Genomic DNA, 24,002 nt, shown 5'->3' with positions numbered 1-24,002 from the left:
GTTCAGCGCGCTTCGTCGTCGAAGCCGCTGAATGCGATGTCGGGCGCGCTGGTGTTGTGTTTCGAGGGCAGGCTGCGGCCGAAGCGCACCTGCGTGGCGTTCAGCGTCTTCACCTCGGGCAGCGGCAACACCTGCTCGGCCGCCTGCGGCGAGGCCTGCCAGCGCACCTCGCTCATGTCGGCGTTGTCGGGCGTCACGTACATCGAACGCAGCACCGCGAAGGGCTGCTTCGCGCTCGCTGTGGGTTTTGAGAGTGTCACGTCGAGCGCTGTGCGGGTGCGGCTGATCTCGGTCACGCGCGCCACCGCCTTGCCGCCGTCGGTGAAGCGCAGGTGGATGGCGAGGGGCTTCGGCACCACGCGGATCGACGCGATGTTCACCACCGGCCGCCCGGCCTGCACGACCGGGCCGAGCAGGAACGACGAGCCGTACACGCCGTCGCCGAAGCGCGCTTCGGGCAGCGGCTTGAGGCGCCAGTAGCCGTCGGAGGGGTAGAGCACGATGGCCTCGAGTGCTTTGCCTTTTTCCTTCTTGAACACCTGCAGCAGGTGAAAGCCGCGGTCGTGGCGCATGCCGACCTGCACCGGCACGCGCGCCGGGCGCCAGAAGGTCGGCAGCGTCATGCCGACGATGCGCCACTGCGCGTTGTCGAGCAGCACGACGGTGCGCTTCCTGAAGCGGTGCGCCGGGTCGGTGGGGTGGGCGCCGCCGTCGAAATTGCAGCCCGAGAAATCGGGCGCGGTGACGTCGTTGCCGATGCTGCCGAGGTAGCTGGGTTGCAGCGCTTCGATGCGCAGGTGGCGGATGCCGTCGCCGCGCAGCACCATCGACACGTTGTCTTCTTCGGCGCAGGCCGTGGAGGTGGTGGCGTTCTCGACGGTGGCGGCCACGGGGGCTGCAGAAGCGGCACCGGCGGCCAGCAGCAGGGCGAGGAAGGCGGCGGCGGGAGCGCGGCGCGCAGCAATCGAAACAGGCATCGGGTCTCCGGTGAGGGGGAGAGGGCGCGCGAACGCGCAAGAGCCGAAAGGCTCAGGTGGGGTCGCGGCGCGCCATCAGGTCGCTGAAAAGCTTATGTTCGCATTCCGGGTCGGAACACTTCTCGCAAGGCCATGTCCACGAGGCGGGCTTGGCATCGCGGCGGGTGCGTGTGCGGGCACGGCCTTCGTTGCCGGCGATGGTGTTGATCGCGTTCCATGCGTTCGCCAGCCGTTCGCCGCCGCTGCCGTGCACCACCGCATACGAGAGCCCGGCGCGCGTGAGCGCGGCGCGCACCAGCGTGTCGGTCGGCTGGCGCGCATGCGGGCCGTCGCGCATGTCGTCGGCCACCCAGGGCAGGTCGAGCGCGGTGAGCAGCGTGATGGCGTAGCGCCGCTGCGCGGCGAGGGCGCTGTCGTACAGCGAGGTGTCGGCGAACAGCTGTTCGCTGTAGACCGCCGTCATGAGCGCCGTGGTGTCGGCCACCACCACGCCCGTGGCGGCGGCGGTGTCGATGCGGCGCCTCTGTTCGTCGGCGATGGCCTGCTGCTCGTCGGGGCGGGGCGTGCGGCCCTCGCGCTCGCACCATTCGCGCAGGTACTCGCCCACCAGCGTGACGGGCGTGCCGCGGTCTTGCAGGCGCTGCGCGATGGCGCGCGAGAGCTCGGTCTTGCCGGTGCTCTCGGCACCCACGAGCGCGATGACGCAGCCGGTCGGCAGGTTCGGTGTCATGCGGGCACCGCCTTCGCGGCGGCCTTCGGCAGGCGTCGCTGCCATGCCAGGAAGCCGGCCACGCTGAGCACGGCGAACACCGCGTACAGCGCCGTCGTGAGCCACAGGCCCTTGTGGATGAACAGGCCCACGCTGACCACGTTCACGGCCAGCCAGATGAGCCAGTTCTCGATGAACTTGCGTCCGAGCAGGAACTGTCCGACCAGGCTCAGGCCGGTGACGAAGCCGTCCCACCAGGGCACGTCGGTGTTGGTGAAGCGGCGCAGGAAGAGGGCGACCACGGGCCACGCAATGGCGCAGGCCGCGAGGGCGTACGCGGTGCCGCGCGGCGACAACCGGCTCACCCGCAGGGCGCTGCCGTCAGCGCGAAAGCCGCGCAGCCATTGCGCCCAGCCCCACAGGGCGACGAAGGCAAAGAAAACTTGAAGGGCGGCGTCGCCGTAGATGCGTGCGTTGGCGAACACCACCACGTAGAGCAGCGAGCTGACGATGGCCAGCGGCCAGCCCCAGTGGATCTCGCGCATGTTGCAGCCGACCATCGCGAGCGCGAGCACGGCGGCGACGAGTTCGAGCCAGGTGACGGGAGAGCCCCACAGCGCAAAGGCGGAGGCCGAGAGAAGCTCTGGCATCGAGAAGCGGTGGCGAAGGAAAGGGTCAGTGCGCGATCTGCACGAAGACTTCGTTCGGTTTGACCATGCCGAGTTCCGCGCGGGCGCGTTCCTCGACCATCTCGAGGCCGTCTTTCAGGTCATTGACTTCGGACGCAAGCCGCTCGTTGTTGAGGGCGGCCTTGGCGTTGGCGTCCTTCTGGTCGGCCAGCTGGGTTCTGAGCTGGGCGACCTCGCGCACGCTGCCGCGCCCGTTCCACAGCTGCCACTGCAGGATGACCAGCAGCAGCACCAGGATGAGAGGAGGGACGAAGCGCGCGCGCATGCAGGCTGCGAGGCGCTACTTGAGGTTGTAGAACGCGCCGCGGCCCGGGTAGACGGCGATGTCGCCGAGGTCTTCTTCGATGCGCAGCAGCTGGTTGTACTTGGCGATGCGGTCCGAACGCGACAGCGAGCCGGTCTTGATCTGGCCGGCGTTGGTGCCCACGGCGATGTCGGCGATGGTGCTGTCTTCGGTTTCGCCCGAACGGTGCGAAATGACGGCCGTGTAGCCTGCGCGCTTGGCCATCTCGATGGCGGCGAAGGTTTCGGTCAGCGTGCCGATCTGGTTGATCTTGATCAGGATCGAGTTGGCGATGCCCTTGTCGATGCCCTCTTGCAGGATCTTGGTGTTGGTAACGAACAGGTCGTCGCCCACCAGCTGCACGCGCTTGCCCAGGCGGTCGGTGAGCAGCTTCCAGCCGTCCCAGTCGCCTTCGTGCATGCCGTCTTCGATGCTGATGATCGGGTACTTGTCGACCCAGGTCGCCAGCATGTCGGCCCAGTTGCCGGCCGACAGCGTGAGGTTCTCGCCCGACAGCACGTAGTTGCCGTCCTTGTAGAACTCGCTGGCCGCGCAATCGAGGCCCAGGGCGATCTGTTCGCCAGCAACGTAGCCGGCCTTGTCGATGGCTTCCAGGATCAGCTGGATGGCCGCTTCGTGGCTCTCGACGCTGGGGGCGAAGCCGCCTTCGTCGCCCACGGCCGTGCTGATGCCGCGGTCGCCCAGGATCTTCTTCAGGGCGTGGAACACTTCAGCGCCGTAGCGCACGGCCTCGCGGAAGCTCTTGGCGCCCACGGGGATGATCATGAACTCTTGCAGGTCCAGGCTGTTGTTGGCGTGCGCGCCGCCGTTGATGACGTTCATCATCGGCACCGGCAGCTGCATGCCGCCCATGCCGCCGAAGTAGCGGTACAGGGGCAGGCCCGACTCTTCGGCCGCGGCGCGGGCCACGGCCATCGAGACGGCGAGGGTGGCGTTGGCGCCCAGGCGGGCCTTGTTGTCGGTGCCGTCCAGGTCGATCATCGTGCGATCGAGGAAGGCCTGTTCGCTGGCGTCCAGGCCCAGCACGGCTTCCGAGATCTCGGTGTTGATGTTCTCGACGGCCTTCAGCACGCCCTTGCCGAGGTAGCGGCTCTTGTCGCCGTCGCGCAGCTCGATGGCCTCGCGCGAACCGGTCGAAGCGCCCGAGGGCACGGCCGCACGGCCCATGGTGCCCGATTCGAGCAGCACGTCGCACTCGACGGTGGGGTTGCCTCGGCTGTCGAGAATTTCGCGGCCGACGATGTCAACGATTGCACTCATCTCTATCTCTTTCTCTGGGTCTCTTGGTGGAGTGGACTGGCAAAAAACGGAATCAAAGGCCTTCGACCGCGATCATGTTCATGATGGCGGCGCCGGCACGCGCTTCACGCGCCTTCAGGTATTCGGGCGTTTCGTAGAAGGCCTTGGCCTTCTCGAAGCTGGGGAATTTGAGCACGACGACGCGGGTGGGCTTCCAGTCGCCTTCGAGCGGCTGCACCTGGCCGCCGCGCACGCAGACTTCGGCGCCGTGCGCCTGCATCGCGACGCTCGACCACTTCTTGTATTCCTCGTACTGCGTCGGGTTCGTGACCTCGACGTGGGCGATGACGTAACCACTGCTCATGCTTGAAAACTGTCCTCGAGGAAAGCGTTTTTCTTGGTGACCCGGTCGAGCGCGACGAGCGTCTCGAGCAGGGCCTTCATGTGCTTGAGCGGCACGGCGTTGGGTCCGTCGCTCAGGGCTTTGTTCGGATCGGGGTGCGTCTCCATGAAGAGACCGGCCACGCCCACGGCCACAGCCGCGCGCGAGAGCACCGGCACCATCTCGCGCTGGCCGCCCGAACTGGTGCCCTGGCCGCCGGGCAGTTGCACCGAGTGCGTGGCGTCGAACACCACCGGCGCTTTCGTCTCGCGCATGATCGCGAGCGAGCGCATGTCCGACACGAGGTTGTTGTAGCCGAAGCTGGCGCCGCGTTCGCAGGCCATGAAGCTGTCTTCGTCCAGGCCGGCTTCCTTGGCGGCAGCGCGGGCCTTGTCGATCACGTTCTTCATGTCGTGCGGCGCGAGGAACTGGCCCTTCTTGATGTTCACCGGCTTGCCCGACTGCGCCGCGGCGTGGATGAAGTCGGTCTGGCGGCACAGGAAGGCGGGCGTCTGCAGCACGTCGACCACCTTGGCGGCCTCGGTGATGTCCTCGTGGGTGTGCACGTCGGTCAGCACCGGCAGGCCGAGTTCACGCTTCACCTTGGCCAGGATCTCGAGGCCCTTGTCGCGGCCCGGGCCACGAAAGCTCGTGCCCGAGGAGCGGTTGGCCTTGTCGAAGCTGCTCTTGAAGATGAATGGGATGCCCAGCGACGCCGTGATTTCCTTCAACGTGCCGGCCGTGTCCATCTGCAGCTGCTCGGATTCGACCACGCAGGGGCCGGCGATCAGGAAGAAAGGCTGGTCCAGCCCGATGTCGAATCCGCAAAGCTTCATGCCACGGCCTTGAGTGTCTTGCTGGTGCTGCCCGCGCCCTTGTCCTTGTGGTCGAGCGCCGCCTTGATGAAGGCGTTGAACAACGGGTGACCGCCCCACGGCGTTGACTTGAACTCGGGGTGGAACTGCACGCCCATGAACCACGGGTGCACGTTCTGCGGCAGCTCGACGATCTCGGTCAGGTGCTCGCGCTGCGTGAGCGCCGAGATCACGAGGCCGGCGTTGCGCAGTTCGTCGAGGTAGTTCACGTTGGCTTCGTAGCGGTGGCGATGGCGCTCGGTGACCACGTCGCCGTAGATGCTGTGCGCCAGCGTGCCGGGCGTGACGTCGGAGCTTTGTGCGCCCAGGCGCATGGTGCCGCCGAGGTCGGACTTCTCGTCGCGCGTCTTCACGGTGCCGTCGCGGTCCTTCCACTCGGTGATCAGCGCGATCACGGGGGTAGGCGTTTCCGGGTCGAACTCGGTGCTGTTGGCGTTCTTGAGGCCGGCCACATGGCGGGCGTATTCGATGGTGGCAACCTGCATGCCCAGGCAGATGCCCAGGTAGGGCACCTTCGACTCGCGCGCGAAGCGGGCGGCCGAGATCTTGCCTTCGACACCGCGCTGGCCGAAGCCGCCGGGCACCAGGATGGCGTCGTACTTGGCCAGGCGCGACACGTCTTGTGCCGAGATGGTCTCGGAGTCGATGTAGTCGATCTTCACGCGCGCATGGTTCTTCATGCCGGCGTGGCGCAGCGCCTCGTTGAGCGACTTGTAGCTGTCCGACAGGTCGACGTACTTGCCGACCATGGCAATCGACACTTCCTGTTGTGGATGTTCGACCTCGTACACCAGGTCGTCCCAGCGCGTGAGCTTGGCCGGCGGCGTATTGATGCGCAGCTTGTCGCAGATCAGGCCGTCCAGGCCCTGTTCGTGCAGCATGCGGGGCACCTTGTAGATGGTGTCCACGTCCCACATCGAGATCACGCCCCATTCGGGCACGTTCGAGAACAGCGAGATCTTGGCGCGCTCGTCGTCGGGAATCGGGCGGTCGGCGCGGCACAGCAGCACGTCGGCCTGGATGCCGATGGCGCGCAGTTCCTTGGCGGTGTGCTGCGTGGGCTTGGTCTTGAGCTCGCCGGCGGCGGCGATCCAGGGCACGTACGAGAGGTGCACGAAGGCCGAGTTGTTCGGGCCGTTGCGCAGGCTCATCTGGCGCACGGCTTCCAGGAAGGGCAGCGATTCGATGTCGCCCACGGTGCCACCGATTTCGACGATGGCCACGTCGACTTCGTGCGGGGTGCCGATGCCGGCGCCGCGCTTGATGTATTCCTGGATCTCGTTCGTGATGTGCGGAATGACCTGGACGGTCTTGCCGAGGTAGTCGCCGCGGCGTTCCTTCTCGAGCACGGTCTTGTAGATCTGACCGGTCGTGAAGTTGTTGGCCTTGCGCATGCGCGTGTTGATGAAGCGCTCGTAGTGGCCGAGGTCGAGGTCGGTCTCGGCGCCGTCATCGGTGACGAACACTTCGCCATGCTGGAACGGTGACATCGTGCCGGGGTCGACATTGATGTACGGATCGAGCTTGATGAGGGTGACTTGGAGGCCGCGCGATTCGAGGATCGCGGCGAGCGAGGCGGAGGCGATTCCCTTGCCAAGGGAAGATACGACACCACCGGTGACGAAGACAAATTTGGTCATGCCAGTTCCGGACGCGTGAATCCGGGCAGTGGGAAATTGCGATTATAGGTGTCCCCTTTGTGCCTCCACGGCCGAAGGCCATCCCATTCCTGATCTTGTCGGTATGTGAGCAACAATATGTCCCATGCAAGATCTCGCCGGCAAACACATCGTCCTCGGACTCACAGGGGGCATCGCCTGCTACAAATCGGCCGAGCTGTGCCGCCTGCTCGTGAAGGCGGGCGCCACGGTGCAGGTCGTGATGACCGAGGCGGCCGAGCAGTTCATGACGCCGGTCACCATGCAGGCACTCTCGGGGCGCACCGTCTACACCTCGCAGTGGGACGCCCGTGAGCCGAACAACATGCCGCACATCAATCTGAGCCGCGAGGCCGATGCGATCGTGCTGGCGCCCTGCAGCGCCGACTTCATTGCGCGGCTGGTGCAAGGGCGTTCCGACGAACTGCTGAGCCTGCTGTGCCTGGCGCGTCCGACCGACCGCGTGCCGCTGTTGATCGCCCCCGCCATGAACCGCGAGATGTGGGCCCATCCGGCCACGCAGCGCAACCTGATGCAGGTGTCGGCCGACGGCGCGACCGTGCTGGGCGTGGGCAGCGGCTGGCAGGCCTGCGGCGAAACCGGCGACGGGCGCATGCTCGAACCGGCGCAACTGCTCGAGGACATCACGGCCTTCTTCCAGCCCAAGCTGCTGGCGGGGCAGAAGGTGCTCGTCACGGCCGGCCCGACCTTCGAGGCGCTGGACCCGATCCGGGGCATCACCAACCACTCGTCCGGCAAGATGGGTTTCGCCATCGCCCGCGCGGCGCGCGAGGCCGGTGCCGAGGTCACGCTGGTGGCCGGTCCGGTGCACCTGCCGACGCCGCGCGGCGTGAGCCGCATCGACGTGCTGTCGGCACAGGAGATGCTCGAAGCCACCACCCGCGCTGCGCAGGCAGCTAGCATTTTTGTAGCAACGGCTGCCGTGGCCGACTGGCGCCCGGCGACGCACAGCGACCAGAAGATCAAGAAGGACGGCAGCGGCCAGACGCCGGTGCTGCACTTTGTCGAGAACCCCGACATCCTGCTCACGGTGGCCAAGAGTGAACGCGCTCAAGCCAGGAAGCTGTTCTGCGTGGGCTTTGCCGCCGAGAGCGAGAACCTCGCCGAGCACGCCAAGGCCAAGCGCGAGCGCAAGGGCATTCCGCTGCTGGTGGGCAACATCGGCCCGCTGACCTTCGGGCAGGACGACAACGCGCTGCTGCTGGTGGACGCGAAGGGTGTGCGCGAGCTGCCCCGTGCGCCCAAGCTCCGGCTGGCGCGCGAGCTGATGACGGAAATTGCCGCGCGACTTCCTGATTGGAGGGCCTGATGAACACCGAATCCAACACACCGCCGAATGGCGACTTCGCTCGCTATGTGGAGCAGCTGTCGGCGCGTGCGGGACAGTCCACCCGTGTGCCCGGCAAGGAGTCCGAGCACGGGCTGGACGTCGGCATGACGCCTTCGCCCGGTGCGCAGGGCACCGTGGCCACGCGGCGCGAATCGGCCAGTGGCGAGGCCGCGAAGGCGGACGGCGCCAAGGCCATCCCCCTGGGCACGCTCAAGGTGCTGGCCGGCATGGGGGCGATGGTGTTCCTGGTGCTGTGGGCCATCGGCGTGCCGCTCTCCGTGCTGGTCCTGGGGGCCGCCGCGGCCGCCTGGTTCGGCAAGCGTTTTCTCAAGGGGCTCAACCTGAGGCCCGGGGTCGCCAAGTGGCAGCAGGTGCTCGAAGAGGCCGCCCGCAGGCAAAAAGAACAGCAACAGAAGTAAGCAAGGCAGCAAGTCAGTGAAAGTAGACGTCCGAATCCTCGATCCGCGCATGGTGGATCAATTGCCCGCGTATGCCACCCCCGGAAGCGCCGGCCTCGACCTGCGGGCCTGCCTCGACGCCCCGGTCACGCTCGAACCCAATGCCTGGCAACTGGTGGGCACCGGCATCGCGATCCACCTGGCCGATCCGGCCTACGCCGCATTGATCCTTCCTCGCTCGGGCCTGGGCCACAAGCACGGCATCGTGCTGGGCAACCTTGTCGGCCTGATCGACAGCGATTACCAGGGCGAGCTGAAGGTCAGCGCCTGGAACCGCAGCAACACGCCCTTCGTGCTGCAGCCGATGGAGCGGCTCGCCCAGCTGGTCATCGTGCCGGTGGTGCAGGCGCAGTTTCAGGTGGTCACCGAATTTGCAGCCTCGCAACGCGGCGAGGGCGGCTACGGCTCGACCGGCAAGCACTGAGCTTTTGCCCCCGGCAAAGCTGAAGGGCACCTGAGTATCCAAGGCGTAAAGAGCGGAACTGCCGGCGCGCGGTTCGCCTCGAAGGTTTCAGCGTGTGTCTTTCGTCATCGCGGCTTCGGCTGAGGCGTTAGGCACAGGCCGGCATGCGGCCCGTCCGGGCGCGTGCTGTTTTCTTCGAGGAGCCTCTTTCATGAATATCTCAATGCGCTTCATTTCCGTCACTGCGTCCGTGCTCGCACTGGCCACGCTCACGGCCTGTGTCGCGCCGGCCCCGGTCTACCAGACCTCGCGCTACCCCTACCAGGCCCCGCCACGGGCGATCCAGTACCAGGAAGCGGCCTACGTCGAGTACGGCCACGTGGCCAACATCGAGGTGCTGCGCAGCGAAACCGCAGGCGTCGGCACCACGGGTGGCGGTGCCATCGCGGGTGGTCTCATCGGCGGCGTGGTGGGCAACCAGTTCGGACGCGGCAATGGCCGTGCCGCAGCCACGGCGCTCGGCCTCGTGGGCGGCGCCTTGCTGGGCAACACCATCGAGGCCCAGCAGAACGGTCCACGCGCCTACGAGAGCTACCGCGTCTCGGTGCAGACCGACCGGGGCGGCTACCGTGCCTTCGACGTGCAAAACCCGGGCGACCTGCGCATCGGCGACCGTGTGCGCATCGACAACGGCCACATCTCGCGCATGTAAGCGGTCGGCCGCGCGCACCAAGAAAGAAGCCGGGCAGTGCCCGGCTTTTGCTTTGGTGGGATGGCTGGGTCTCAGTGCAGCATCTGGCCGCCCGGCGCCATCGGCGGGACCTTGAAGAAGGCGGTGCCTGCCGTACCGCGGCCGACTTCTTCTTCGGTGGCTTCGCGCACCGAACGCACCGTGATGTCCAGGCGGATCGCGATGCCTGCCAGCGGGTGGTTGCCATCGAGCACGAGGTGGTCCGGGTAGATCTCGGCCACGGTGTAGATCGCGTCCTTGGGGATGCCGTCGCTGACGCCCTTGGGCAGGGCGGAGCCGTCGAAGGTCATGCCTTCTTCGGTGCCTTCGGGGAACAGCGTGCGCGGCTCCAGGAAGAGCAGCTGGTCGTTGAAGTCGCCGAAGCCCTGCTCGGGTTCGATCTGCAGTTGGACGCGCGCACCGGGCTCATGGCCCTGCAGGGCGGCCTCGATCACGTCGAAGAGGTCGTCGCCGCCCACCATGAATTCCACCGGCTCGTCGAGCACGTCCAGCACATCGCCGAGCGTGTCTTTCATGGTCCAGGTCAGGCCGACCACGCATTGTTCAGAGATTTCCATTGCAGAATTCTCCCATGGAGATCAATCAACCGCTGCCCTTGCTTGGCGGCCTGAGTCCCGCGCAGTTCATGCGCCGGTACTGGCAAAAGAAACCCCTGCTGATCCGGCAGGCCGTTCCCTCGATGGTGCCGCCGATCGACCGCCCCGCGCTCTTTGCGCTGGCGGAGCGCGAGGGGGTCGAGTCCCGCCTGATCCGGCATGGGAAGGCCGGCTGGTCGCTCAAGCACGGCCCGTTGCCCCGGCGCGCGCTGCCGCCGCTGAAGCAGCCGGGCTGGACGATGCTGGTGCAGGGCGTCGACCTGCATCACGACGGCGTGCACGACCTGCTGCGGCAGTTCCGCTTCCTGCCCGATGCGCGCCTGGACGACCTGATGATCAGCTACGCGAGCGACACGGGCGGAGTCGGTCCGCATTTCGACAGCTACGACGTGTTTTTGCTGCAGGCGCAGGGTCGGCGCCGCTGGTCCATCGGCAAGCAGTCCGACCTGCGGCTGCAGCCCGATGTGCCGCTCAAGGTGCTCGAGAATTTCGAGCCCGAGCAGACCTTCGTGCTCGAACCCGGCGACATGCTGTACCTGCCGCCCAAGTACGCCCACGACGGCGTGGCGGTGGGCGACGACTGCATGACGTACTCCATCGGGCTGCGTTCGTCCGCCGTGGGCGAGCTGGGCGCCGACCTGCTGGCGCGTGTGGCGCAGGCCTATGCCGAAGACCTGGAAGACGCGGGTCCGGCCGAGCTCGCGCGTTACCGCGATCCGTCGCAACCTGCCGTCGAGGCCCCGGCCGCGATGCCGGCAGCGTTGCAGGACTTCGCGCGCAAGGCCGTCGAGGCCGCACTGCGCGACCCCGACGCGATCGACCGCGCGCTGGGCGAATCGCTCACCGAGCCGAAGGCCAACGTCTGGTTCGGCGAGGGCAATGAAGTGCCCGAGGTGCTGCGCGAGGTCGCACTGGATCGCCGCACGCGCATGCTCTACGACGCGCGGCACGTCTACATCAACGGCGAGAGCTTCCGCGCCGGCGGGGCCGATGCCACGCTGATGCGGCGGCTGGCCGACCAGCGTGCGCTCGGCGCGCGTGACCTGGCCCGTGTCAGCGAGGGCGCGCGGGCGCTGCTGGGCGATTGGTGCGAGGCGGGCTGGCTGCATGCCGGGTGAAAGCGCCGTCCCGGTCCTGATCGAAGGCCGCTTCGACGGCCGCGAGGCCTTCGCCGACCTCGTTCGCGGGGCGTTGTCCGCCGCCGCGCACCAGGGCTGGAACGAGATCGTCTTCAGCGACCCCGACTTCGCCGACTGGCCCCTGGGCGAGCGCGCGAGCATCGAAGCGCTGCAGGCCTGGTCGGCCAGCGGGCGCCGCCTGTTGTTGCTGGCGCGGCGCTTCGACCTGGTGGAGCGCGGGCATGCGCGCTTCGTGACGTGGCGCCGCACCTGGGACCACATCGTCGAATGCCGCGCGGCAGGCCGAACAGGCGCGGCCGAGGAGGTGCCCAGCGCCCTCTGGACACCCACCTGGTGCCTGCACCGCATCGACCCCGAACGCAGCCGCGGCGTCTGCAGCAGCGAGGCGCGTGCACGGCGCGACCTGCGCGAAAGCTTCGACGAGCGCTGGCGCCAGGGCCGGCCGGCCTTTCCCGCCTCCACGCTCGGCTTGTAAGCCAATGCCGCAAATACACCCCCGCGACATATCCGGGCGGGGTTGGCGGTCTAGAATTTTTTGGTTCCAGACCTTCATTGCCAAAGGAGTCCTCATGAAGAAGTCGTCGTCCGTCCTGATTGCCTCGCTGATCGCCGCTGCCGCCCTGGTGGCCTGTGGAAAGAAAGAGGACGCCGCGCCTGCGGTCGTGACCCCGCCGCCCGCTCCCGTGACCGAACCCGCTGCACCACCGGCCGCCGCGCCTGCATCGGCACCGTCGGCAGCCGCTTCGTCGGCCCTGGACGCCGCCAACGCCGCGACCGAAGCCGCCAAGAAGGGCGAGGCACCGAAGCAGTAGTTCCGCTGTACGGTCCGCACCATGCAAAAAGCCGCCTCAGGGCGGCTTTTTCATTGGGGGAGGGCGAAGCTCAGACGTCGAGCCAGGGCGAGCCCTCGGCGGCGGTGGCCGTGAGCATCTCGGCTTCGTCGCCGCCCAGCGCATCCGCCATGAGGCGCCGCACGATCTCGGGCCGGTTGTTCTGCTCGCTCAGGTGCGCCGCGACCACGTGGCGCAGGCCGTCGTGAAGCACGGCACGCGCGATCTCGGCCGCCGCGGTGTTCGACAGGTGGCCGTAGTTGCCGCCCACGCGCTGCTTCAGGAATGACGGGTAGGCCGAGCCGGCGAGCAGGTCGCTGTCGTGGTTGAACTCCAGCAGCAGCGCATGCGCGCCACGCAGCCGGGCCAGCACATGGCTGGTGGCGTGGCCCAGGTCGGTCAGCACGCCCAGCGTGCGGTTGCCGTCGGTGCAGCGCAGCTGCAGGGGCTCGCGCGCGTCGTGGGGCACGGTGAAGGGCTGCAGGCAGAGGTCGCCGACCGTGAACTCGGCGTCGTCGCGCGCCAGGTGCAGGCGGCCTTCGTAGTCGCTACCGCCGGTGGCAAGCCACGTACCTTCGCTCATCCAGACCGGAATGCGGTCGCGCAGCGACAGGGCATGGGCGCAACCGATGTGGTCGCCATGCTCGTGGGTGATGAAGACGGCGTCGAGGTCTGCGGCGGCCAGGCCCGCCTGGGCCAGGCGCCGGTCGAGCTGGCGGATGCCGAAGCCGCAGTCGACGAGGAGGCGGGTGGTGCGGCCGGCGCTGGTCGTTGCTTCGACCAGCGCGGCGTTGCCCGTGCTGCCGCTGCCGAGGCTTCGGAAGCGGAGCATGCGGGTTACTTCAGGTCGTCGGCGATGACCTTGACGATGCGCTGCGCGTTGGCCGAGGTTTCGGGCGCGCCGGCGTCGTTCAGGACCGAGACCGTGGTGGCTTCGCCCTGGCTCTTGACCGAGATGCGGAACTTGATCGGTGCTTCGTCCTTCTTGGAGCTGCTGAACAGCTTGCCGAAGAAGCCGTCGTCCTTCTTGTCGGGGTTCGGCGTCACATAGCGCACGAAGTAGATGCCGGCGCTGCGGTCGCGGTCTTCGACGGTGAAGCCGGTGCGGTCCAGGGCCAGGCCGACACGGCGCCATGCGCGGTCGAAGCCTTCGTTGATCTGCACGACCGGCTGGTTGCCGATGGTGGACACGGTGGCGGTCTTGGGCGTTGCGGTGGTCGCGGCGAGAATCTTCGACTGCTCTTGCGTCACGCCGAGCTTGACCATCAGGCGGCGCAGGAATTCGGTCTCGAGTTCAGGATCGCTCGGGCGAGGCTGCCACACGGTCTGGTCCTGGCGGGAGTTGTTGTAGACCTCCTGCATGCCGCGGTGGCTGATGAAGATCTCGGTGCTGCCGTTGGGGTTGCGCTCCAGGCGGGTGCGGAAGCGGTCGAGTTCGCCGGTCGAGTAGACCGAGTCGACCAGCTTGCCCAGCGTGCCGCGAATGATGTCCTGCGGCAGCTTGGCGCGGTTCTCGGCCCAGTCGGTTTCCATGATGCCCAGGTTGCGCTGGTCGGTGGTCAGCAGGAAGCCGCTTTCCTGCCAGAAATCTTTGACGGGCTCCCAGAGCTGGTCGGGCGTGCGGTTGATGACGATCCAGCGCTGCGTGCCCGAGCGCTCCATGCGCACGTCGCCGATGTTGGCCACGGCCGTGGGAATGCCCGGTGCGTTCGCGACGCCTGCCTGGTAGGCGTTGGCGGTGACGGCGCCGCCTGGCACCGCGTAGCGGTTGTCACGCGAGAGCTGGGACAGGTCGGGTGGGACTTCGAGCGTCGGGGCCTTGCCTGCGCTCTTGTAGTCGATCTTGTCGCTCTCGAGGACGGAGCAGGCGGCGAGGCTGGCAACGAGGGCCAGCAGTGCGAATCGCGAAATGTTCTTCAACGTCGTCTTCCTTGGTGGAATGGTTCGGTCAATCGATGGGCCCCAGCGCCCCGCCCTCTCTGAGCACTGTTGCGGCAAAAGGTTGCTTGACCTTGTTGCGAACAGGGAGAAGGGCAGGCGGGAACCGGTGTGATCGGTGGGAAGCTCGGTCAGTCCTTGAGCAGGCCGGTGGCGCGCAAGGCGCCCTCGACCGCCGGGCGGCTCGCTTCGCCGAGTTCCGTGAGCGGCAGCCGCAGGGCGCCGCCGCACAGACCCAGGCGGGCCATGGCCCACTTGAGCGGGATCGGGTTGGGTTCGACGAACAGGTTGCGGTGCAGCGGCATCAGTTCGAACTGCAGCTGCATGGCGCGCTTGACGTCGCCGGCCAGCGCGGCCACGCACAGCTCGTGCATCTTGCGCGGCGCCACGTTGGCCGTGACGCTGATGTTGCCCTGGCCACCGCACAGCATGAGGGCGACCGCGGTCGGGTCGTCGCCGGAGTAGACGGCAAAGTTCTTCGGCAGGTCGCGGATGAGCCACTGGGCACGTTCGATGTTGCCGGTGGCTTCCTTGATGCCGATGATGCCGGGCACCTGCGCCAGGCGCAGCACGGTGTCGTGCGCCATATCGGCGACGGTGCGGCCGGGCACGTTGTACAGCACGACGGGCAGGTCGCCGACCGCTTCGGCGATGGCCTTGAAGTGCTGGTACTGGCCCTCTTGCGTGGGCTTGTTGTAGTAGGGAACGACCTGGAGTTGCGAGTCGGCGCCGACGCCCTTGGCGAACTTGGCGAGCTCGATGGCTTCCTTGGTCGAGTTCGCGCCGCAGCCGGCCATCACGGGCACGCGGCCCCGGGCTTGTTCGACGGATACGCGGATGATTTCGCAGTGCTCTTCCACATCGACCGTCGGCGATTCGCCGGTGGTGCCGACCACGCCAAGGCAGTCGGTGCCTTCGTCAATGTGCCAGTCGATGAGCCGCCGCAGGGCGGGGTAGTCGACACTGCCGTCGTCGTGCATCGGCGTGACGAGCGCGACGATGCTGCCTGTCAGTTGCTCCAAGGGAATCTCTTTGTCGGTGGACGAAAGCGGCCATTCTACTGACTCCGGCCGGGCCGGAGACAGTTGTGTCGGCGCGCTCAGCTGGCCTTCAGGAAGTGGCGCGGCGGGGCGCCCGCGGCCGCTTCGCCGGGCCGCACGGCGGCAATGCGCTGGACGAAGCGCGCCGGCTCCGGCAGGAAGCCGTCTTCGTAGGCGATCACCTGCAGGCTGGCGCAGGCCCCGAGCAGCTCGCCCGGCTGCAGCAGGAAATCGGGCCGCGAGGGCTTGCCGACGGTCTCGTTGCCGGCCGCGAAGGTTTCGTACAGCAGCACGCCGCCCGGCGCCACGGCGGCCACGATGTCGGCCATGCGCGGGCGCCAGAGATAGTTGGTGACGACCACCGCGCCGAAGCGCTGGGCCGCGAAGGGCCAGGGGCCCGACTCGATGTCGGCCGCCACCACCCGCCCGAAGGCGCCGGCCGCCTCGACGGCCTCGGGCGACCGGTCGACGCCGGTCGCCGCATGCCCGCGCCCGGCGAACCACTGCATGTGCCGCCCGGACCCGCAGGCCACGTCGAGCACCGTGGCGTTCGGAGCGAGCAGGTGCGACCAGCGCACGATCCATTCGGACGGTGTCGTGTTCGCGTGCACGGGAATTGCTACATCTTTCATAGCTGACTGGGCCCGGCTTGCGAGCGGTTCGGGGCGATGTCGTTCAGAAACAGGACCACACCTGGTCGACCAGCGTGACCAGAAACGCCGGATGCACGTACAGCGCGAACACGCCGCCCAGCGCCGCCAGCACGGCGGCGAGCCAGGCGGCTTGGGCCAGGTAGTGGTTGCGTGTGCGGGGCGTCATGGCGGTCTTCCTTGATAGAGGCGGTCAGCCCGCCACGGCGGCCGGCCGGACCGCGCGCGCAATGGCGCTTTCCTTCACCGGCAGGTTGATCAGCGCCGCGAACACGCCCAGCGCGATCGAGATGTACCAGACGATGTTGTAGCTGCCCGTCGTGTCATACAGGAAACCACCGAGCCACACGCCCAGGAACGAACCCACCTGGTGGCTCAGGAACACGAAGCCGCTGAGCATCGACAGGTGGGCCACGCCGAAGATGCCCGCCACGATGGCGTTGGTGGCCGGCACAGTCGACAGCCACAGGAAGCCCATCGCCGCCGAGAAGACGTACACGCTGTGCGGCGAGATCGGCACCAGCAGGAAGAGGGCGATCGACACCGCCCGCGCAAAGTAGATGGCCGCAAGAATCTTGGGCTTCGACAGCTTCTGCCCCAGCAGGCCGACCGTGTAGGTGCCGAACACGTTGAACAGGCCGATCAGCGCCAGCGCGTAGCCCGCCACGTCGGCCGACAGGCTCTGGTCGCGCAGGTAGGTCGGCATGTGGATGCCGATGAACGCCAGCTGGAAGCCGCAGACGAAGTAGCCCGCCATCAGCAGCCCGAAGCTGGGGTAGCGGAAGGCCTCGCCCACGGCCTGCAGCACCGACTGGTCGCGGTGGCCGGCCAGCGCCGCGGTCTTGGGTTCGCGCAGGCCGAAGGCCAGCGGGACGATCACGAGCACCACCACCGCCAGCACGGCCAGCGCCGTCTGCCAGCCGAAGGCGCCGATCAGGCGGCCTTCGATGGGTGCCATCAGGAACTGCCCGAACGAGCCGGCCGCCGCCGCCACGCCCATGGCCCACGAGCGGCGCTCGGCCGGAATCTGCCGGCCGATCACGCCGTAGATCACCGCGTAGGTCGAGCCCGCCTGCGCCGCGCCGATCAGCACGCCCGCGCTCAACGTGAAGAGCAGCGGTGTCGGCGAATGCGCCATGCCGAACAGGCCCAGCGCATAGAAGATCGCGCCGCCGATCAGCACGCGGAACGCGCCGAAGCGGTCGGCCAGCATGCCCGCGAACACGCCGAAGATGCCCCACGACAGGTTCTGCACCGCCAGCGCGAACGAGAAGGTCTGCCGGCTCCAGTCCTGCGCCTGCGTGATGGGCTGCAGCCAGAGGCCGAAGCCGTGGCGGATGCCCATCGAGAGCGTGACGATCATGGCGCCGCAGAACAGCACCTGCTTGATCGAAAGGGTGGGAGCGGGGGAGGCTTGCATCCTTCGAATGTAGCGAAATGGATGCTGCGGCAGGTGGCGTGGCGGCCAAGGCCATTGATGATTTGTGGGCGCGGTTTCAATGCGCGGACCGCATCAAAGAAAGAAGGCAGGCGCGCGGCCTGCCCGTGGGGTCAGCGCGCCGGTGCCGCCGCCGCGCCACGCGCGCCCGGGAAGCCGTGCTCGCAGGCCCGCCACGCCAGCACCAGCCCCGGCACCAGCAACGCCAGCAGCGACCAGGGCAGGCTGCCCGCGCCGCCGCCCTGCAGCAGCAGGCCGCCCGCCAGCCCGCCGCCTGCGATGGCGAGGTTCCAGGTGGTCACGACCATCGACTGCGCCACGTCCGCCGCGTCGCCGGCGGCCTGGGCCGAGGCGGTCTGGAACAGCGTCGCCGCGCCCCCGAAGGCCAGGCCCCAGACCGCGACCGCGAGGTACACGCCCGCCGCCGACCCGCCCGCCGCGGCGAGCATCAACGCCGCCAGCGCGAAGGCGGCGGTGCCGGCCAGCACCAGCGTGCGCAGCCAGCGGTCGATCAGCACGCCCGTGAGCCAGATGCCGCCCAGCGACGCTCCGCCGAACACCAGCAGCACCCGCCCGACCTGCGCGCCGAGCCCGGCGTGCGCCAGGAAGGGCGCGATGTAGGTGTAGAGGATGTTGTGCGCCAGCACGAAGGCGAACATCACGGCCAGCACCGGCCGCACGCCCGGCAGCAGAAACACGCGGCGCACGCTTTGCTGTCGTCCGGCGTCCTGGCCCGGGAAGTCGGGCACCTGCCAGCGCACCCAGCCGAGCAGCAGCACCGACAGCGCCGACATGATCAAAAAGGCCGGCCGCCAGCCGACGCTCGCGCCCAGCAACGTGCCCGCCGGAATGCCCAGCGACAGCGCCAGCGGTGCGCCCAGCATCGCCACGGCGATGGCACGGCCCTGCTGCGACGGCGCCACCATGCGCGCCGCGTGCCCAGCCAGCAGCGCCCACAGCAGGCCCGCGAACACGCCGGCGAAGAAGCGCGCGACCAGCGTCAGCGTGTAGTCGTGCGACAGCGCCGTGACTGTGTTAACCACCGCGAAGCCGCCGATCGCGCCCATCAGCAGCGGCCGTCGCCGCCAGCCGCGCGTGAACGCCACCAGCGGAATGGCCGCCACCAGCGAGCCCAGCGCGTACACGGTGACGAGCTGACCGACCAGCGCGGGCGCGACGCCCAGGTCGGCGCCGATCTGCGGCAGCAGGCCGGCCGGCATCGCCTCGGTGAGGATGGTGATGAAGCCGCCGGCCGCCAGCGCCAGCAGGCCGGACAGAGGCAGCGGTGACGAAGAGGTCGTGTCACGCATAGACGGCGTCCCGGAGCTCGGTGACGAAGCGGCCCGACATGCCTTCGTAGAGCGTGTTCGTGAAGGCCACCACGCTGAGCCCGCGCGCCCGGTCGACGAACCAAGCGTGGCCGTAGGCGCCGCCCCAGCGCCAGGTGCCGGGCGATTCGGGCGTCTGCGTGGGCTGGGGGTCGTGCAGCACCGAGAAGCCCAGGCCGAAGCCCCAGCCCGGCGCATCCGCCGGCCCTCGGTCACCCGTGTGGTTGCGGCTCATCGTGTCGACGGTGGCGGCGCCCAGCAGCGGGGCGCCGCCGGTGCGCAGCGTCTCGAGCAGGCGCAAAAAGTCGCCCGCGCTGCCGACCATGCCGGCGCCGCCCGAGGGCCAGGCGCTGGCGTCGAAGGCGCGTGCCGGGTCGAAGCGGATGCCGACGGCGCCCTCGAACGACGTGGCGACGACGGGGCCGTCCATGCGCCGCGGCGGCGTGGCATCGGGGCCGTTCACGTAGGGCGTGGCCAGCCGCGGGTCATCGGGTGCGGCGGCGAAGCCCGTGTCGTGCATCTGCAGCGGACCGGTCACCAGCGTGCGCACCGCCTCAGGCAGCGGCAGGCCGCTGGCCGCCTCGACCACCGCGCCGATCACGTCGATGGCCAGCGAGTAGAGCCATCCGGCGCCGGGTGGGTACAGCAGCGGCACGGCGGCCAGGCGTTGCAGGTTGCCGGCCAGCGTGAGGCCGTCGTCGCGGTCCATGCCGTCCGACACGCCGGCGCGCGCGTACAGGCCGTCGTCCGAACTTTCGAAGAAGCGGTAGCCCAGGCCGGCCGTGTGGGTCAGCAGTTGCCGCAGCGTGATGACGGCTTCGCCGCCATCGGGAAGGCGCGGGCGGAAGTCCGGCAGCCAGCGCGTCACCGGGTCGTCCAGGTCGAGCCGGCCCTGGTCCACGAGCACCATCGCGGCGGTCGAGACGATGGGCTTGGACACCGAGGCCAGCCGGAACAGCGCGTCTTCGTGCATCGGCCGGCCGGCTTCGCGGTCGGCCAGCCCGGCGGCGCGCCGGTGGACGAGGCGCCCGTCGTGGCGCACCAGCACCACGGCGCCAACCAGCCGCTGCTCGGCGAGCGCACGGTCGATGGCGGCGTCGATGCGCGACGGGGCCGGGCCCTGCCACGCAGGGGTGAAAGTGGGGGAGATGTCGGGGAGAAAGGTCATGCGACCAACGATAGGAAGAAGCCGACTTCGGATAAAGACGGCTACAGTTCCGATCAATGCGGACGTTCTAGTCCGCAATGGAGATTCCCCATGGACAGCCTCAGCGGTTTTGCCGTCTTCGTTCAGGTCGCCGAAACCCGCAGCTTCGTGGCCGCCGGGCGCGCGCTCGGCGTGTCGGCCTCGGCCGTGGGCAAGCGCGTCGCGCGGCTCGAGGAGCGGCTGGGCGTGCGCCTGTTCCACCGCAGCACACGCAGCATCACGCTCACCGCCGAGGGCGCGCTGTTCCTGGCGCGCAGCCGCCGCGTGCTGGCCGAGATCGAGGCCGCCGAGCAGGAGCTGTCGCACGCCGCCGAAGCGCCGCGCGGGCGGCTGCGCGTGAGCCTGCCGCTGGTCAGCTCGCTGGTGCTGCCGGTGCTGGCCGATTTCATGGCCGCCTACCCGGCGATCGAGCTCGACCTCGACTTCAGCGACCGGCTCGTGGACGTCATCGAGGAAGGCTTCGACGCCGTGGTGCGCACCGGCGAGCCGGCGGATTCACGGCTGTCGTCGCGCCAGCTGGGCGAGTTCTCGCAGCTGCTCGTGGCCTCGCCCGCGTACCTGGCGCGCCATGGCACGCCCGCCTCACCGGACGACCTGGCCCGCCACGCCTGCCTGCACTACCGCTACCCGGCGACCGGCAAGGTGGAGGTCTGGCCGCTCGCGCCCGGGCCCGACGGCAGCGAGGTGCGCCCGCCGGTCTCGATGATCTGCAACAACATCGAGACCCGCCTGTGCTTCGCCCTGCGCGGGCGCGGCATCGCCTGCCTGCCCGACTTCAGCGTGCGCGCCGCGCTGGCCGAGGGCACGCTGCAGCCCGTGCTGGCCGACCACCTGCGCCGGCCCCGTACCATCGCGTTCCGCGTGCTGTGGCCTTCGGGGCGCCATCCGTCGCCCAAGCTGCGGGCGTTCATCGACTTCCTGGGCGCGCGGATGTTCGGCCCGCCCGTAGAAATCAGCGCCTGATGTGCGAAAAGACCGACGCCGGTGCCTGTATGGGTATCCAGTCATTTCAACCCAACTGACTACAATCCGCCCCCATGGCGACTTCCCCCAAGACATCTTCAGACTCCGCTTCCGGCTATTCGGAAGGCTCCATCCGCGTGCTCAAGGGCCTCGAGCCCGTGAAGCAGCGCCCGGGCATGTACACCCGGACCGACAACCCCCTGCACATCATTCAGGAAGTGCTCGACAACGCCGCCGATGAAGCGCTGGCGGGCTACGGCAAGAAGATCAAGGTCACGCTGCACACCGACGGCTCGGTCAGCGTCGAGGACGACGGCCGCGGCATTCCCTTCGGCATGCACCCTGAAGAACAGGCCCCCGTGATCGAGCTGGTCTACACCCGGCTGCACGCCGGCGGCAAGTTCGACAAGGGCTCGGGCGGCGCCTACAGCTTCTCGGGCGGCCTGCACGGCGTGGGCGTGTCGGTGACCAATGCGCTGTCCAAGCGCCTCGAAGTCAGCTCGCACCGTGAAGGCTCGGTCGCGAAGCTGGCCTTCAGCGCTGGCGACGTGATCGAGGCGCTCGAAATCCGCAAGCTCGAAGCCGGCGAACGCAAGCAGGGCACCACCGTGCGTGCCTGGCCCGACGCCAAGTACTTCGAGACCGCCGCGCTGCCCATGGGCGAACTCACCCACCTGCTGCGCAGCAAGGCCGTGCTGATGCCCGGCGTGAGCGTCACGCTGGTGAATGAGAAGACCGGCGAAAGCCAGCAGTGGCTCTACAAGGGCGGCCTGAGCGACTACCTCATGCAGACGCTCAACGGCGACCCGGTCATTCCGCTGTTCGAAGGCAGCGGCCATGCCGACAAGAACGCCGACAACTTCGCCGAAGGCGAGGGCGCCGACTGGTGCGTGGCCTTCACCGAAGACGGCCAGCCGGTGCGCGAGAGCTACGTCAACCTGATCCCCACCAGCGCCGGCGGCACGCACGAAAGCGGCCTGCGCGACGGCCTCTTCACCGCGGTGAAGAGCTTCATCGAGCTGCACTCGCTGCTGCCCAAGGGCGTGAAGCTCCTGCCCGAGGACGTGTTCGCGCGCGCCTCGTACGTGCTCAGCGCCAAGGTGCTCGACCCGCAGTTCCAGGGCCAGATCAAGGAACGCCTGAACTCGCGCGATGCCGTGCGCCTGGTGTCCAGCTTCGTGCGTCCCACGCTCGAGCTGTGGCTCAACCAGCACGTCGACTACGGCAAGAAGCTGGCCGAACTGGCCATCAAGGCCGCGCAGACGCGCCAGCGCGCCGGCCAGAAGGTCGAGAAGCGCAAGGGCTCCGGCGTGGCCGTGCTGCCCGGCAAGCTGACCGACTGCGAGAGCAAGGACATCAGCCACAACGAAGTGTTCCTGGTCGAGGGCGACTCCGCCGGCGGCAGCGCCAAGATGGGCCGCGACAAGGAAAGCCAGGCCATCCTGCCGCTGCGCGGCAAGGTGCTCAACACCTGGGAGGTGGAGCGCGACCGCCTGTTCGCCAACACCGAAATCCACGACATCTCGGTGGCCGTGGGCGTCGATCCGCACGGCCCCACCGATTCGCCCGACATGAGCGGCCTGCGCTACGGCAAGATCTGCATCCTGTCGGATGCCGACGTGGACGGCTCGCACATCCAGGTGCTGCTGCTCACGCTGTTCTTCCGGCACTTCCCCAAGCTCATCGAAGCCGGCCACGTGTATGTCGCAAAGCCGCCATTGTTCCGGGTCGATGCGCCCGCGCGCGGCAAGAAGCCGGCCTCCAAGGTCTATGCGCTGGACGAGGGCGAACTCACCGCCACGCTCGACAAATTGCGTAAAGATGGCGTGCGCGAAGGCGCCTGGAGCATCAGCCGCTTCAAGGGCCTGGGCGAAATGAACGCGGAACAATTGTGGGAAACCACGCTCAATCCGGACACCCGGCGCCTGATGAAGGTCCAATTGGGTCGGTTCGACTTTTCGTCCACCCAGGGCGAGATCACCAAGCTGATGGGCAAGGGCGAAGCGGCTGCGCGGCGCGAGCTCATGGAATTGCGCGCCGACGACGTCGACATCGACGTCTGACCTTTTCTTTCTTTTTCCTCACACGCATGTCGGTTTTCAAGCGTTCGCTGTGGTTGGCCTTTCTGTTGTGCACGCAGCAGGGGCTCGCGCACGCGGCCGACATCTACGGCTACATCGACAGCAACGGCGTGGCCCACTTTGCAGCCGAGAAGGTCGACGAGCGCTACAAGATCTTCTTCCAGGGCGGCCAGAGCTTCGACACCGCCAAGGGCATTTCGCCGCTGGGCCGCGGCGGCGGCATCAACCGCCGGCTCGACGGCAAGGTGTCGCCGGCCTCGCAGAACCTGCTGGCCATGTTCGAAGCCTCGCCCGGCTACAAGACCGCCAAGTCGGCGCTGCGCGATGCGTCGAGCAAGCACGCCATCGACTACGAACTGCTGCAGGCGCTGGTCGCCACCGAGTCGGGCTTCGACGCCAAGGCCGTCTCGCCCAAGGGCGCGATGGGGCTCATGCAGCTCATGCCCGCCACGGCGCAGCGCTACGGCGTGGCGACGGACAAGCGCGGCACCATCGAGAAAAAGCTGTTCGACCCGCACATCAACATCGCCGCCGGCTCGCGCTACCTGCGCGACCTGATCGCGATGTTCCCGGGCCAGATCGAGCTCGCTTTGGCCGCCTACAACGCGGGCGAGGGCGCGGTGCAGCGCGCGGGCAACAAGATCCCGAACTACAAGGAAACGCAGAACTACGTGCAGACCGTGCTGCAGCTGTACGCGTACCTGAAACCCTCGGCCGTGACCGTGGGCGGCAACCTGCGCAGCGGCAGTGGCAGCAGCGGCGGCAAGACGCCGGGGCGCATCCGCATGGAGATGTCGGTGCCCAAGGGCGGTGCGATCGGTCGCGGCAACATGCCGTCCGAGTCGCCGCGCAACGTGCCGACGATGCCCGAGGTTCCCGAACTGTCCGACGTGCCGACCAGCGCGGCCGAGCCGGGCGATGCGTCGCCGCCGTCTCCGTTGTCCTGACGCCGAAGACCGCGATGCACCCCTCTTTCACTTCGGGCTGAGCGCACCA

27 protein-coding genes are annotated in these 24,002 nt (G+C 68.2%); 10 read left to right on the top strand and 17 right to left on the bottom strand.

What is annotated here, in order from left to right; genetic code table 11:
- Positions 1-2: 2 nt before the first annotated feature.
- From AC07Q9_RS00250 to pyrG, 8 genes are read right to left on the bottom strand one after another with little or no spacing between them, the layout of a single operon-like run.
- Positions 3-977, bottom strand: a complete 975-nt coding sequence (locus AC07Q9_RS00250; RefSeq protein WP_495306843.1) for a hypothetical protein — start codon at positions 975-977, stop codon at positions 3-5.
- Between the two features lie 52 nt (positions 978-1,029).
- On the bottom strand, positions 1,030-1,707 hold the full coding sequence (locus tag AC07Q9_RS00245) for an AAA family ATPase (RefSeq protein ID WP_495306842.1): 678 nt from the start codon (positions 1,705-1,707) through the stop codon (positions 1,030-1,032).
- Positions 1,704-2,336: a nicotinamide riboside transporter PnuC gene (gene pnuC / locus AC07Q9_RS00240; RefSeq protein ID WP_495306841.1), complete on the bottom strand. Its 633-nt coding sequence runs from the start codon at positions 2,334-2,336 to the stop codon at positions 1,704-1,706. Before pnuC ends, AC07Q9_RS00245 begins: the two co-directional genes overlap by 4 nt.
- A 25-nt stretch (positions 2,337-2,361) precedes the next feature.
- Positions 2,362-2,640 carry a cell division protein FtsB gene (gene ftsB / locus AC07Q9_RS00235; RefSeq protein ID WP_070059525.1) on the bottom strand — a complete coding sequence of 93 codons (279 nt, stop codon included), beginning with the start codon at positions 2,638-2,640 and terminating at the stop codon, positions 2,362-2,364.
- A 15-nt stretch (positions 2,641-2,655) separates the two neighbouring features.
- A complete protein-coding gene (gene eno, locus AC07Q9_RS00230) occupies positions 2,656-3,939 on the bottom strand; it encodes a phosphopyruvate hydratase (protein ID WP_099796284.1) in 1,284 nt (427 codons plus the stop codon).
- A 52-nt stretch (positions 3,940-3,991) separates the two neighbouring features.
- Positions 3,992-4,282, bottom strand: coding sequence for a DUF1330 domain-containing protein (locus AC07Q9_RS00225; RefSeq protein WP_062474654.1), 291 nt, complete (start codon positions 4,280-4,282; stop codon positions 3,992-3,994).
- Complete coding sequence (gene kdsA, locus AC07Q9_RS00220) at positions 4,279-5,136, bottom strand: 3-deoxy-8-phosphooctulonate synthase (RefSeq protein ID WP_062474657.1); 858 nt, start codon at positions 5,134-5,136, stop codon at positions 4,279-4,281. Before kdsA ends, AC07Q9_RS00225 begins: the two co-directional genes overlap by 4 nt.
- Positions 5,133-6,815 (bottom strand): CTP synthase, encoded by a 1,683-nt coding sequence (gene pyrG, locus AC07Q9_RS00215; RefSeq protein WP_495306840.1) that lies wholly within the window; start codon positions 6,813-6,815, stop codon positions 5,133-5,135. Before pyrG ends, kdsA begins: the two co-directional genes overlap by 4 nt.
- Before the next feature lie 124 nt (positions 6,816-6,939).
- Here pyrG and coaBC point away from each other — a divergent pair, with 124 nt between their 5' ends.
- The 4 genes from coaBC (at position 6,940) to AC07Q9_RS00195 (ending at position 9,757) form a co-directional block, all read left to right on the top strand.
- Positions 6,940-8,163 carry a bifunctional phosphopantothenoylcysteine decarboxylase/phosphopantothenate--cysteine ligase CoaBC gene (gene coaBC, locus AC07Q9_RS00210; protein WP_095947300.1) on the top strand — a complete coding sequence of 408 codons (1,224 nt, stop codon included), beginning with the start codon at positions 6,940-6,942 and terminating at the stop codon, positions 8,161-8,163.
- Positions 8,163-8,603 (top strand): hypothetical protein, encoded by a 441-nt coding sequence (locus AC07Q9_RS00205; protein ID WP_495306839.1) that lies wholly within the window; start codon positions 8,163-8,165, stop codon positions 8,601-8,603. Before coaBC ends, AC07Q9_RS00205 begins: the two co-directional genes overlap by 1 nt.
- A gap of 16 nt (positions 8,604-8,619) precedes the next feature.
- Positions 8,620-9,066 carry a dUTP diphosphatase gene (gene dut / locus AC07Q9_RS00200; protein WP_101492295.1) on the top strand — a complete coding sequence of 149 codons (447 nt, stop codon included), beginning with the start codon at positions 8,620-8,622 and terminating at the stop codon, positions 9,064-9,066.
- 190 nt (positions 9,067-9,256) lie between these two features.
- Positions 9,257-9,757: a glycine zipper 2TM domain-containing protein gene (locus tag AC07Q9_RS00195; protein ID WP_062474665.1), complete on the top strand. Its 501-nt coding sequence runs from the start codon at positions 9,257-9,259 to the stop codon at positions 9,755-9,757.
- A gap of 71 nt (positions 9,758-9,828) precedes the next feature.
- Here AC07Q9_RS00195 and AC07Q9_RS00190 read toward each other — a convergent pair whose 3' ends face one another.
- Positions 9,829-10,353, bottom strand: coding sequence for an FKBP-type peptidyl-prolyl cis-trans isomerase (locus AC07Q9_RS00190; RefSeq protein ID WP_369647612.1), 525 nt, complete (start codon positions 10,351-10,353; stop codon positions 9,829-9,831).
- 14 nt (positions 10,354-10,367) lie between these two features.
- Here AC07Q9_RS00190 and AC07Q9_RS00185 point away from each other — a divergent pair, with 14 nt between their 5' ends.
- From AC07Q9_RS00185 to AC07Q9_RS00175, 3 genes are all read left to right on the top strand, one after another.
- Entirely contained in the window at positions 10,368-11,510 is a 1,143-nt protein-coding gene (locus AC07Q9_RS00185) for a JmjC domain-containing protein (protein WP_495306838.1), read from the top strand.
- Positions 11,500-12,006, top strand: a complete 507-nt coding sequence (locus AC07Q9_RS00180; RefSeq protein ID WP_495306837.1) for a hypothetical protein — start codon at positions 11,500-11,502, stop codon at positions 12,004-12,006. The genes AC07Q9_RS00185 and AC07Q9_RS00180 overlap by 11 nt, the downstream gene beginning before the upstream one ends.
- Positions 12,007-12,100: 94 nt before the next feature.
- Entirely contained in the window at positions 12,101-12,343 is a 243-nt protein-coding gene (locus AC07Q9_RS00175) for a hypothetical protein (RefSeq protein ID WP_369632232.1), read from the top strand.
- A 70-nt stretch (positions 12,344-12,413) separates the two neighbouring features.
- Here AC07Q9_RS00175 and AC07Q9_RS00170 read toward each other — a convergent pair whose 3' ends face one another.
- The 8 genes from AC07Q9_RS00170 to AC07Q9_RS00135 form a co-directional block, all read right to left on the bottom strand.
- Positions 12,414-13,193, bottom strand: coding sequence for an MBL fold metallo-hydrolase (locus AC07Q9_RS00170; RefSeq protein WP_495306836.1), 780 nt, complete (start codon positions 13,191-13,193; stop codon positions 12,414-12,416).
- A 5-nt stretch (positions 13,194-13,198) separates the two neighbouring features.
- The gene (bamC, locus tag AC07Q9_RS00165; protein ID WP_492677992.1) at positions 13,199-14,281 is read right to left on the bottom strand and encodes an NlpB/DapX family lipoprotein; all 1,083 of its coding nucleotides are present in this window, start codon (positions 14,279-14,281) and stop codon (positions 13,199-13,201) included.
- 149 nt (positions 14,282-14,430) lie between these two features.
- A complete protein-coding gene (dapA, locus tag AC07Q9_RS00160) occupies positions 14,431-15,327 on the bottom strand; it encodes a 4-hydroxy-tetrahydrodipicolinate synthase (RefSeq protein ID WP_370869904.1) in 897 nt (298 codons plus the stop codon).
- A gap of 71 nt (positions 15,328-15,398) precedes the next feature.
- On the bottom strand, positions 15,399-15,971 hold the full coding sequence (locus tag AC07Q9_RS00155) for a class I SAM-dependent methyltransferase (protein ID WP_447743174.1): 573 nt from the start codon (positions 15,969-15,971) through the stop codon (positions 15,399-15,401).
- A 43-nt stretch (positions 15,972-16,014) separates the two neighbouring features.
- Positions 16,015-16,158 carry a hypothetical protein gene (locus tag AC07Q9_RS00150; RefSeq protein ID WP_192196102.1) on the bottom strand — a complete coding sequence of 48 codons (144 nt, stop codon included), beginning with the start codon at positions 16,156-16,158 and terminating at the stop codon, positions 16,015-16,017.
- A gap of 24 nt (positions 16,159-16,182) precedes the next feature.
- Positions 16,183-17,409, bottom strand: coding sequence for an MFS transporter (locus AC07Q9_RS00145; RefSeq protein WP_495306835.1), 1,227 nt, complete (start codon positions 17,407-17,409; stop codon positions 16,183-16,185).
- A gap of 131 nt (positions 17,410-17,540) precedes the next feature.
- On the bottom strand, positions 17,541-18,737 hold the full coding sequence (locus AC07Q9_RS00140; RefSeq protein WP_495306834.1) for an MFS transporter: 1,197 nt from the start codon (positions 18,735-18,737) through the stop codon (positions 17,541-17,543).
- Positions 18,730-19,923, bottom strand: a complete 1,194-nt coding sequence (locus AC07Q9_RS00135) for a serine hydrolase domain-containing protein (protein WP_495306833.1) — start codon at positions 19,921-19,923, stop codon at positions 18,730-18,732. Before AC07Q9_RS00135 ends, AC07Q9_RS00140 begins: the two co-directional genes overlap by 8 nt.
- A 90-nt stretch (positions 19,924-20,013) precedes the next feature.
- Here AC07Q9_RS00135 and AC07Q9_RS00130 point away from each other — a divergent pair, with 90 nt between their 5' ends.
- The 3 genes from AC07Q9_RS00130 (at position 20,014) to AC07Q9_RS00120 (ending at position 23,953) form a co-directional block, all read left to right on the top strand.
- On the top strand, positions 20,014-20,925 hold the full coding sequence (locus AC07Q9_RS00130; RefSeq protein ID WP_495306832.1) for a LysR family transcriptional regulator: 912 nt from the start codon (positions 20,014-20,016) through the stop codon (positions 20,923-20,925).
- Positions 20,926-20,999: 74 nt separating this feature from the next.
- The gene (locus tag AC07Q9_RS00125) at positions 21,000-22,988 is read left to right on the top strand and encodes a DNA topoisomerase IV subunit B (RefSeq protein WP_489057350.1); all 1,989 of its coding nucleotides are present in this window, start codon (positions 21,000-21,002) and stop codon (positions 22,986-22,988) included.
- Positions 22,989-23,014: 26 nt separating this feature from the next.
- Positions 23,015-23,953: a lytic transglycosylase domain-containing protein gene (locus AC07Q9_RS00120; protein ID WP_489057349.1), complete on the top strand. Its 939-nt coding sequence runs from the start codon at positions 23,015-23,017 to the stop codon at positions 23,951-23,953.
- Positions 23,954-24,002 lie beyond the last annotated feature (49 nt).

Source organism: Variovorax sp. GW821-FHT09A10 (assembly GCF_059418385.1).
Note: the sequence above shows the minus strand (reverse complement) of the source record. Positions and strands in the feature narration are given on the sequence as shown.

What these genes read in the sequence shown, in the direction of transcription:
- AC07Q9_RS00205 (WP_495306839.1), top strand. Translation starts at nt 8,163, where the DNA reads ATGAACACCGAATCCAACACACCGCCGAATGGCGACTTCGCTCGCTAT.
- AC07Q9_RS00185 (WP_495306838.1), top strand. Translation starts at nt 10,368, where the DNA reads ATGGAGATCAATCAACCGCTGCCCTTGCTTGGCGGCCTGAGTCCCGCG.
- AC07Q9_RS00245 (WP_495306842.1), bottom strand. Translation starts at nt 1,707, where the DNA reads ATGACACCGAACCTGCCGACCGGCTGCGTCATCGCGCTCGTGGGTGCC.
- AC07Q9_RS00135 (WP_495306833.1), bottom strand. Translation starts at nt 19,923, where the DNA reads ATGACCTTTCTCCCCGACATCTCCCCCACTTTCACCCCTGCGTGGCAG.
- AC07Q9_RS00180 (WP_495306837.1), top strand. Translation starts at nt 11,500, where the DNA reads ATGCCGGGTGAAAGCGCCGTCCCGGTCCTGATCGAAGGCCGCTTCGAC.
- AC07Q9_RS00125 (WP_489057350.1), top strand. Translation starts at nt 21,000, where the DNA reads ATGGCGACTTCCCCCAAGACATCTTCAGACTCCGCTTCCGGCTATTCG.
- AC07Q9_RS00145 (WP_495306835.1), bottom strand. Translation starts at nt 17,409, where the DNA reads ATGCAAGCCTCCCCCGCTCCCACCCTTTCGATCAAGCAGGTGCTGTTC.
- kdsA (WP_062474657.1), bottom strand. Translation starts at nt 5,136, where the DNA reads ATGAAGCTTTGCGGATTCGACATCGGGCTGGACCAGCCTTTCTTCCTG.
- AC07Q9_RS00170 (WP_495306836.1), bottom strand. Translation starts at nt 13,193, where the DNA reads ATGCTCCGCTTCCGAAGCCTCGGCAGCGGCAGCACGGGCAACGCCGCG.
- ftsB (WP_070059525.1), bottom strand. Translation starts at nt 2,640, where the DNA reads ATGCGCGCGCGCTTCGTCCCTCCTCTCATCCTGGTGCTGCTGCTGGTC.
- AC07Q9_RS00190 (WP_369647612.1), bottom strand. Translation starts at nt 10,353, where the DNA reads ATGGAAATCTCTGAACAATGCGTGGTCGGCCTGACCTGGACCATGAAA.
- AC07Q9_RS00155 (WP_447743174.1), bottom strand. Translation starts at nt 15,971, where the DNA reads ATGAAAGATGTAGCAATTCCCGTGCACGCGAACACGACACCGTCCGAA.
- pnuC (WP_495306841.1), bottom strand. Translation starts at nt 2,336, where the DNA reads ATGCCAGAGCTTCTCTCGGCCTCCGCCTTTGCGCTGTGGGGCTCTCCC.
- AC07Q9_RS00140 (WP_495306834.1), bottom strand. Translation starts at nt 18,737, where the DNA reads ATGCGTGACACGACCTCTTCGTCACCGCTGCCTCTGTCCGGCCTGCTG.
- AC07Q9_RS00150 (WP_192196102.1), bottom strand. Translation starts at nt 16,158, where the DNA reads ATGACGCCCCGCACACGCAACCACTACCTGGCCCAAGCCGCCTGGCTC.
- AC07Q9_RS00120 (WP_489057349.1), top strand. Translation starts at nt 23,015, where the DNA reads ATGTCGGTTTTCAAGCGTTCGCTGTGGTTGGCCTTTCTGTTGTGCACG.
- pyrG (WP_495306840.1), bottom strand. Translation starts at nt 6,815, where the DNA reads ATGACCAAATTTGTCTTCGTCACCGGTGGTGTCGTATCTTCCCTTGGC.
- AC07Q9_RS00175 (WP_369632232.1), top strand. Translation starts at nt 12,101, where the DNA reads ATGAAGAAGTCGTCGTCCGTCCTGATTGCCTCGCTGATCGCCGCTGCC.
- AC07Q9_RS00130 (WP_495306832.1), top strand. Translation starts at nt 20,014, where the DNA reads ATGGACAGCCTCAGCGGTTTTGCCGTCTTCGTTCAGGTCGCCGAAACC.
- AC07Q9_RS00225 (WP_062474654.1), bottom strand. Translation starts at nt 4,282, where the DNA reads ATGAGCAGTGGTTACGTCATCGCCCACGTCGAGGTCACGAACCCGACG.
- eno (WP_099796284.1), bottom strand. Translation starts at nt 3,939, where the DNA reads ATGAGTGCAATCGTTGACATCGTCGGCCGCGAAATTCTCGACAGCCGA.
- coaBC (WP_095947300.1), top strand. Translation starts at nt 6,940, where the DNA reads ATGCAAGATCTCGCCGGCAAACACATCGTCCTCGGACTCACAGGGGGC.
- AC07Q9_RS00195 (WP_062474665.1), top strand. Translation starts at nt 9,257, where the DNA reads ATGAATATCTCAATGCGCTTCATTTCCGTCACTGCGTCCGTGCTCGCA.
- AC07Q9_RS00250 (WP_495306843.1), bottom strand. Translation starts at nt 977, where the DNA reads ATGCCTGTTTCGATTGCTGCGCGCCGCGCTCCCGCCGCCGCCTTCCTC.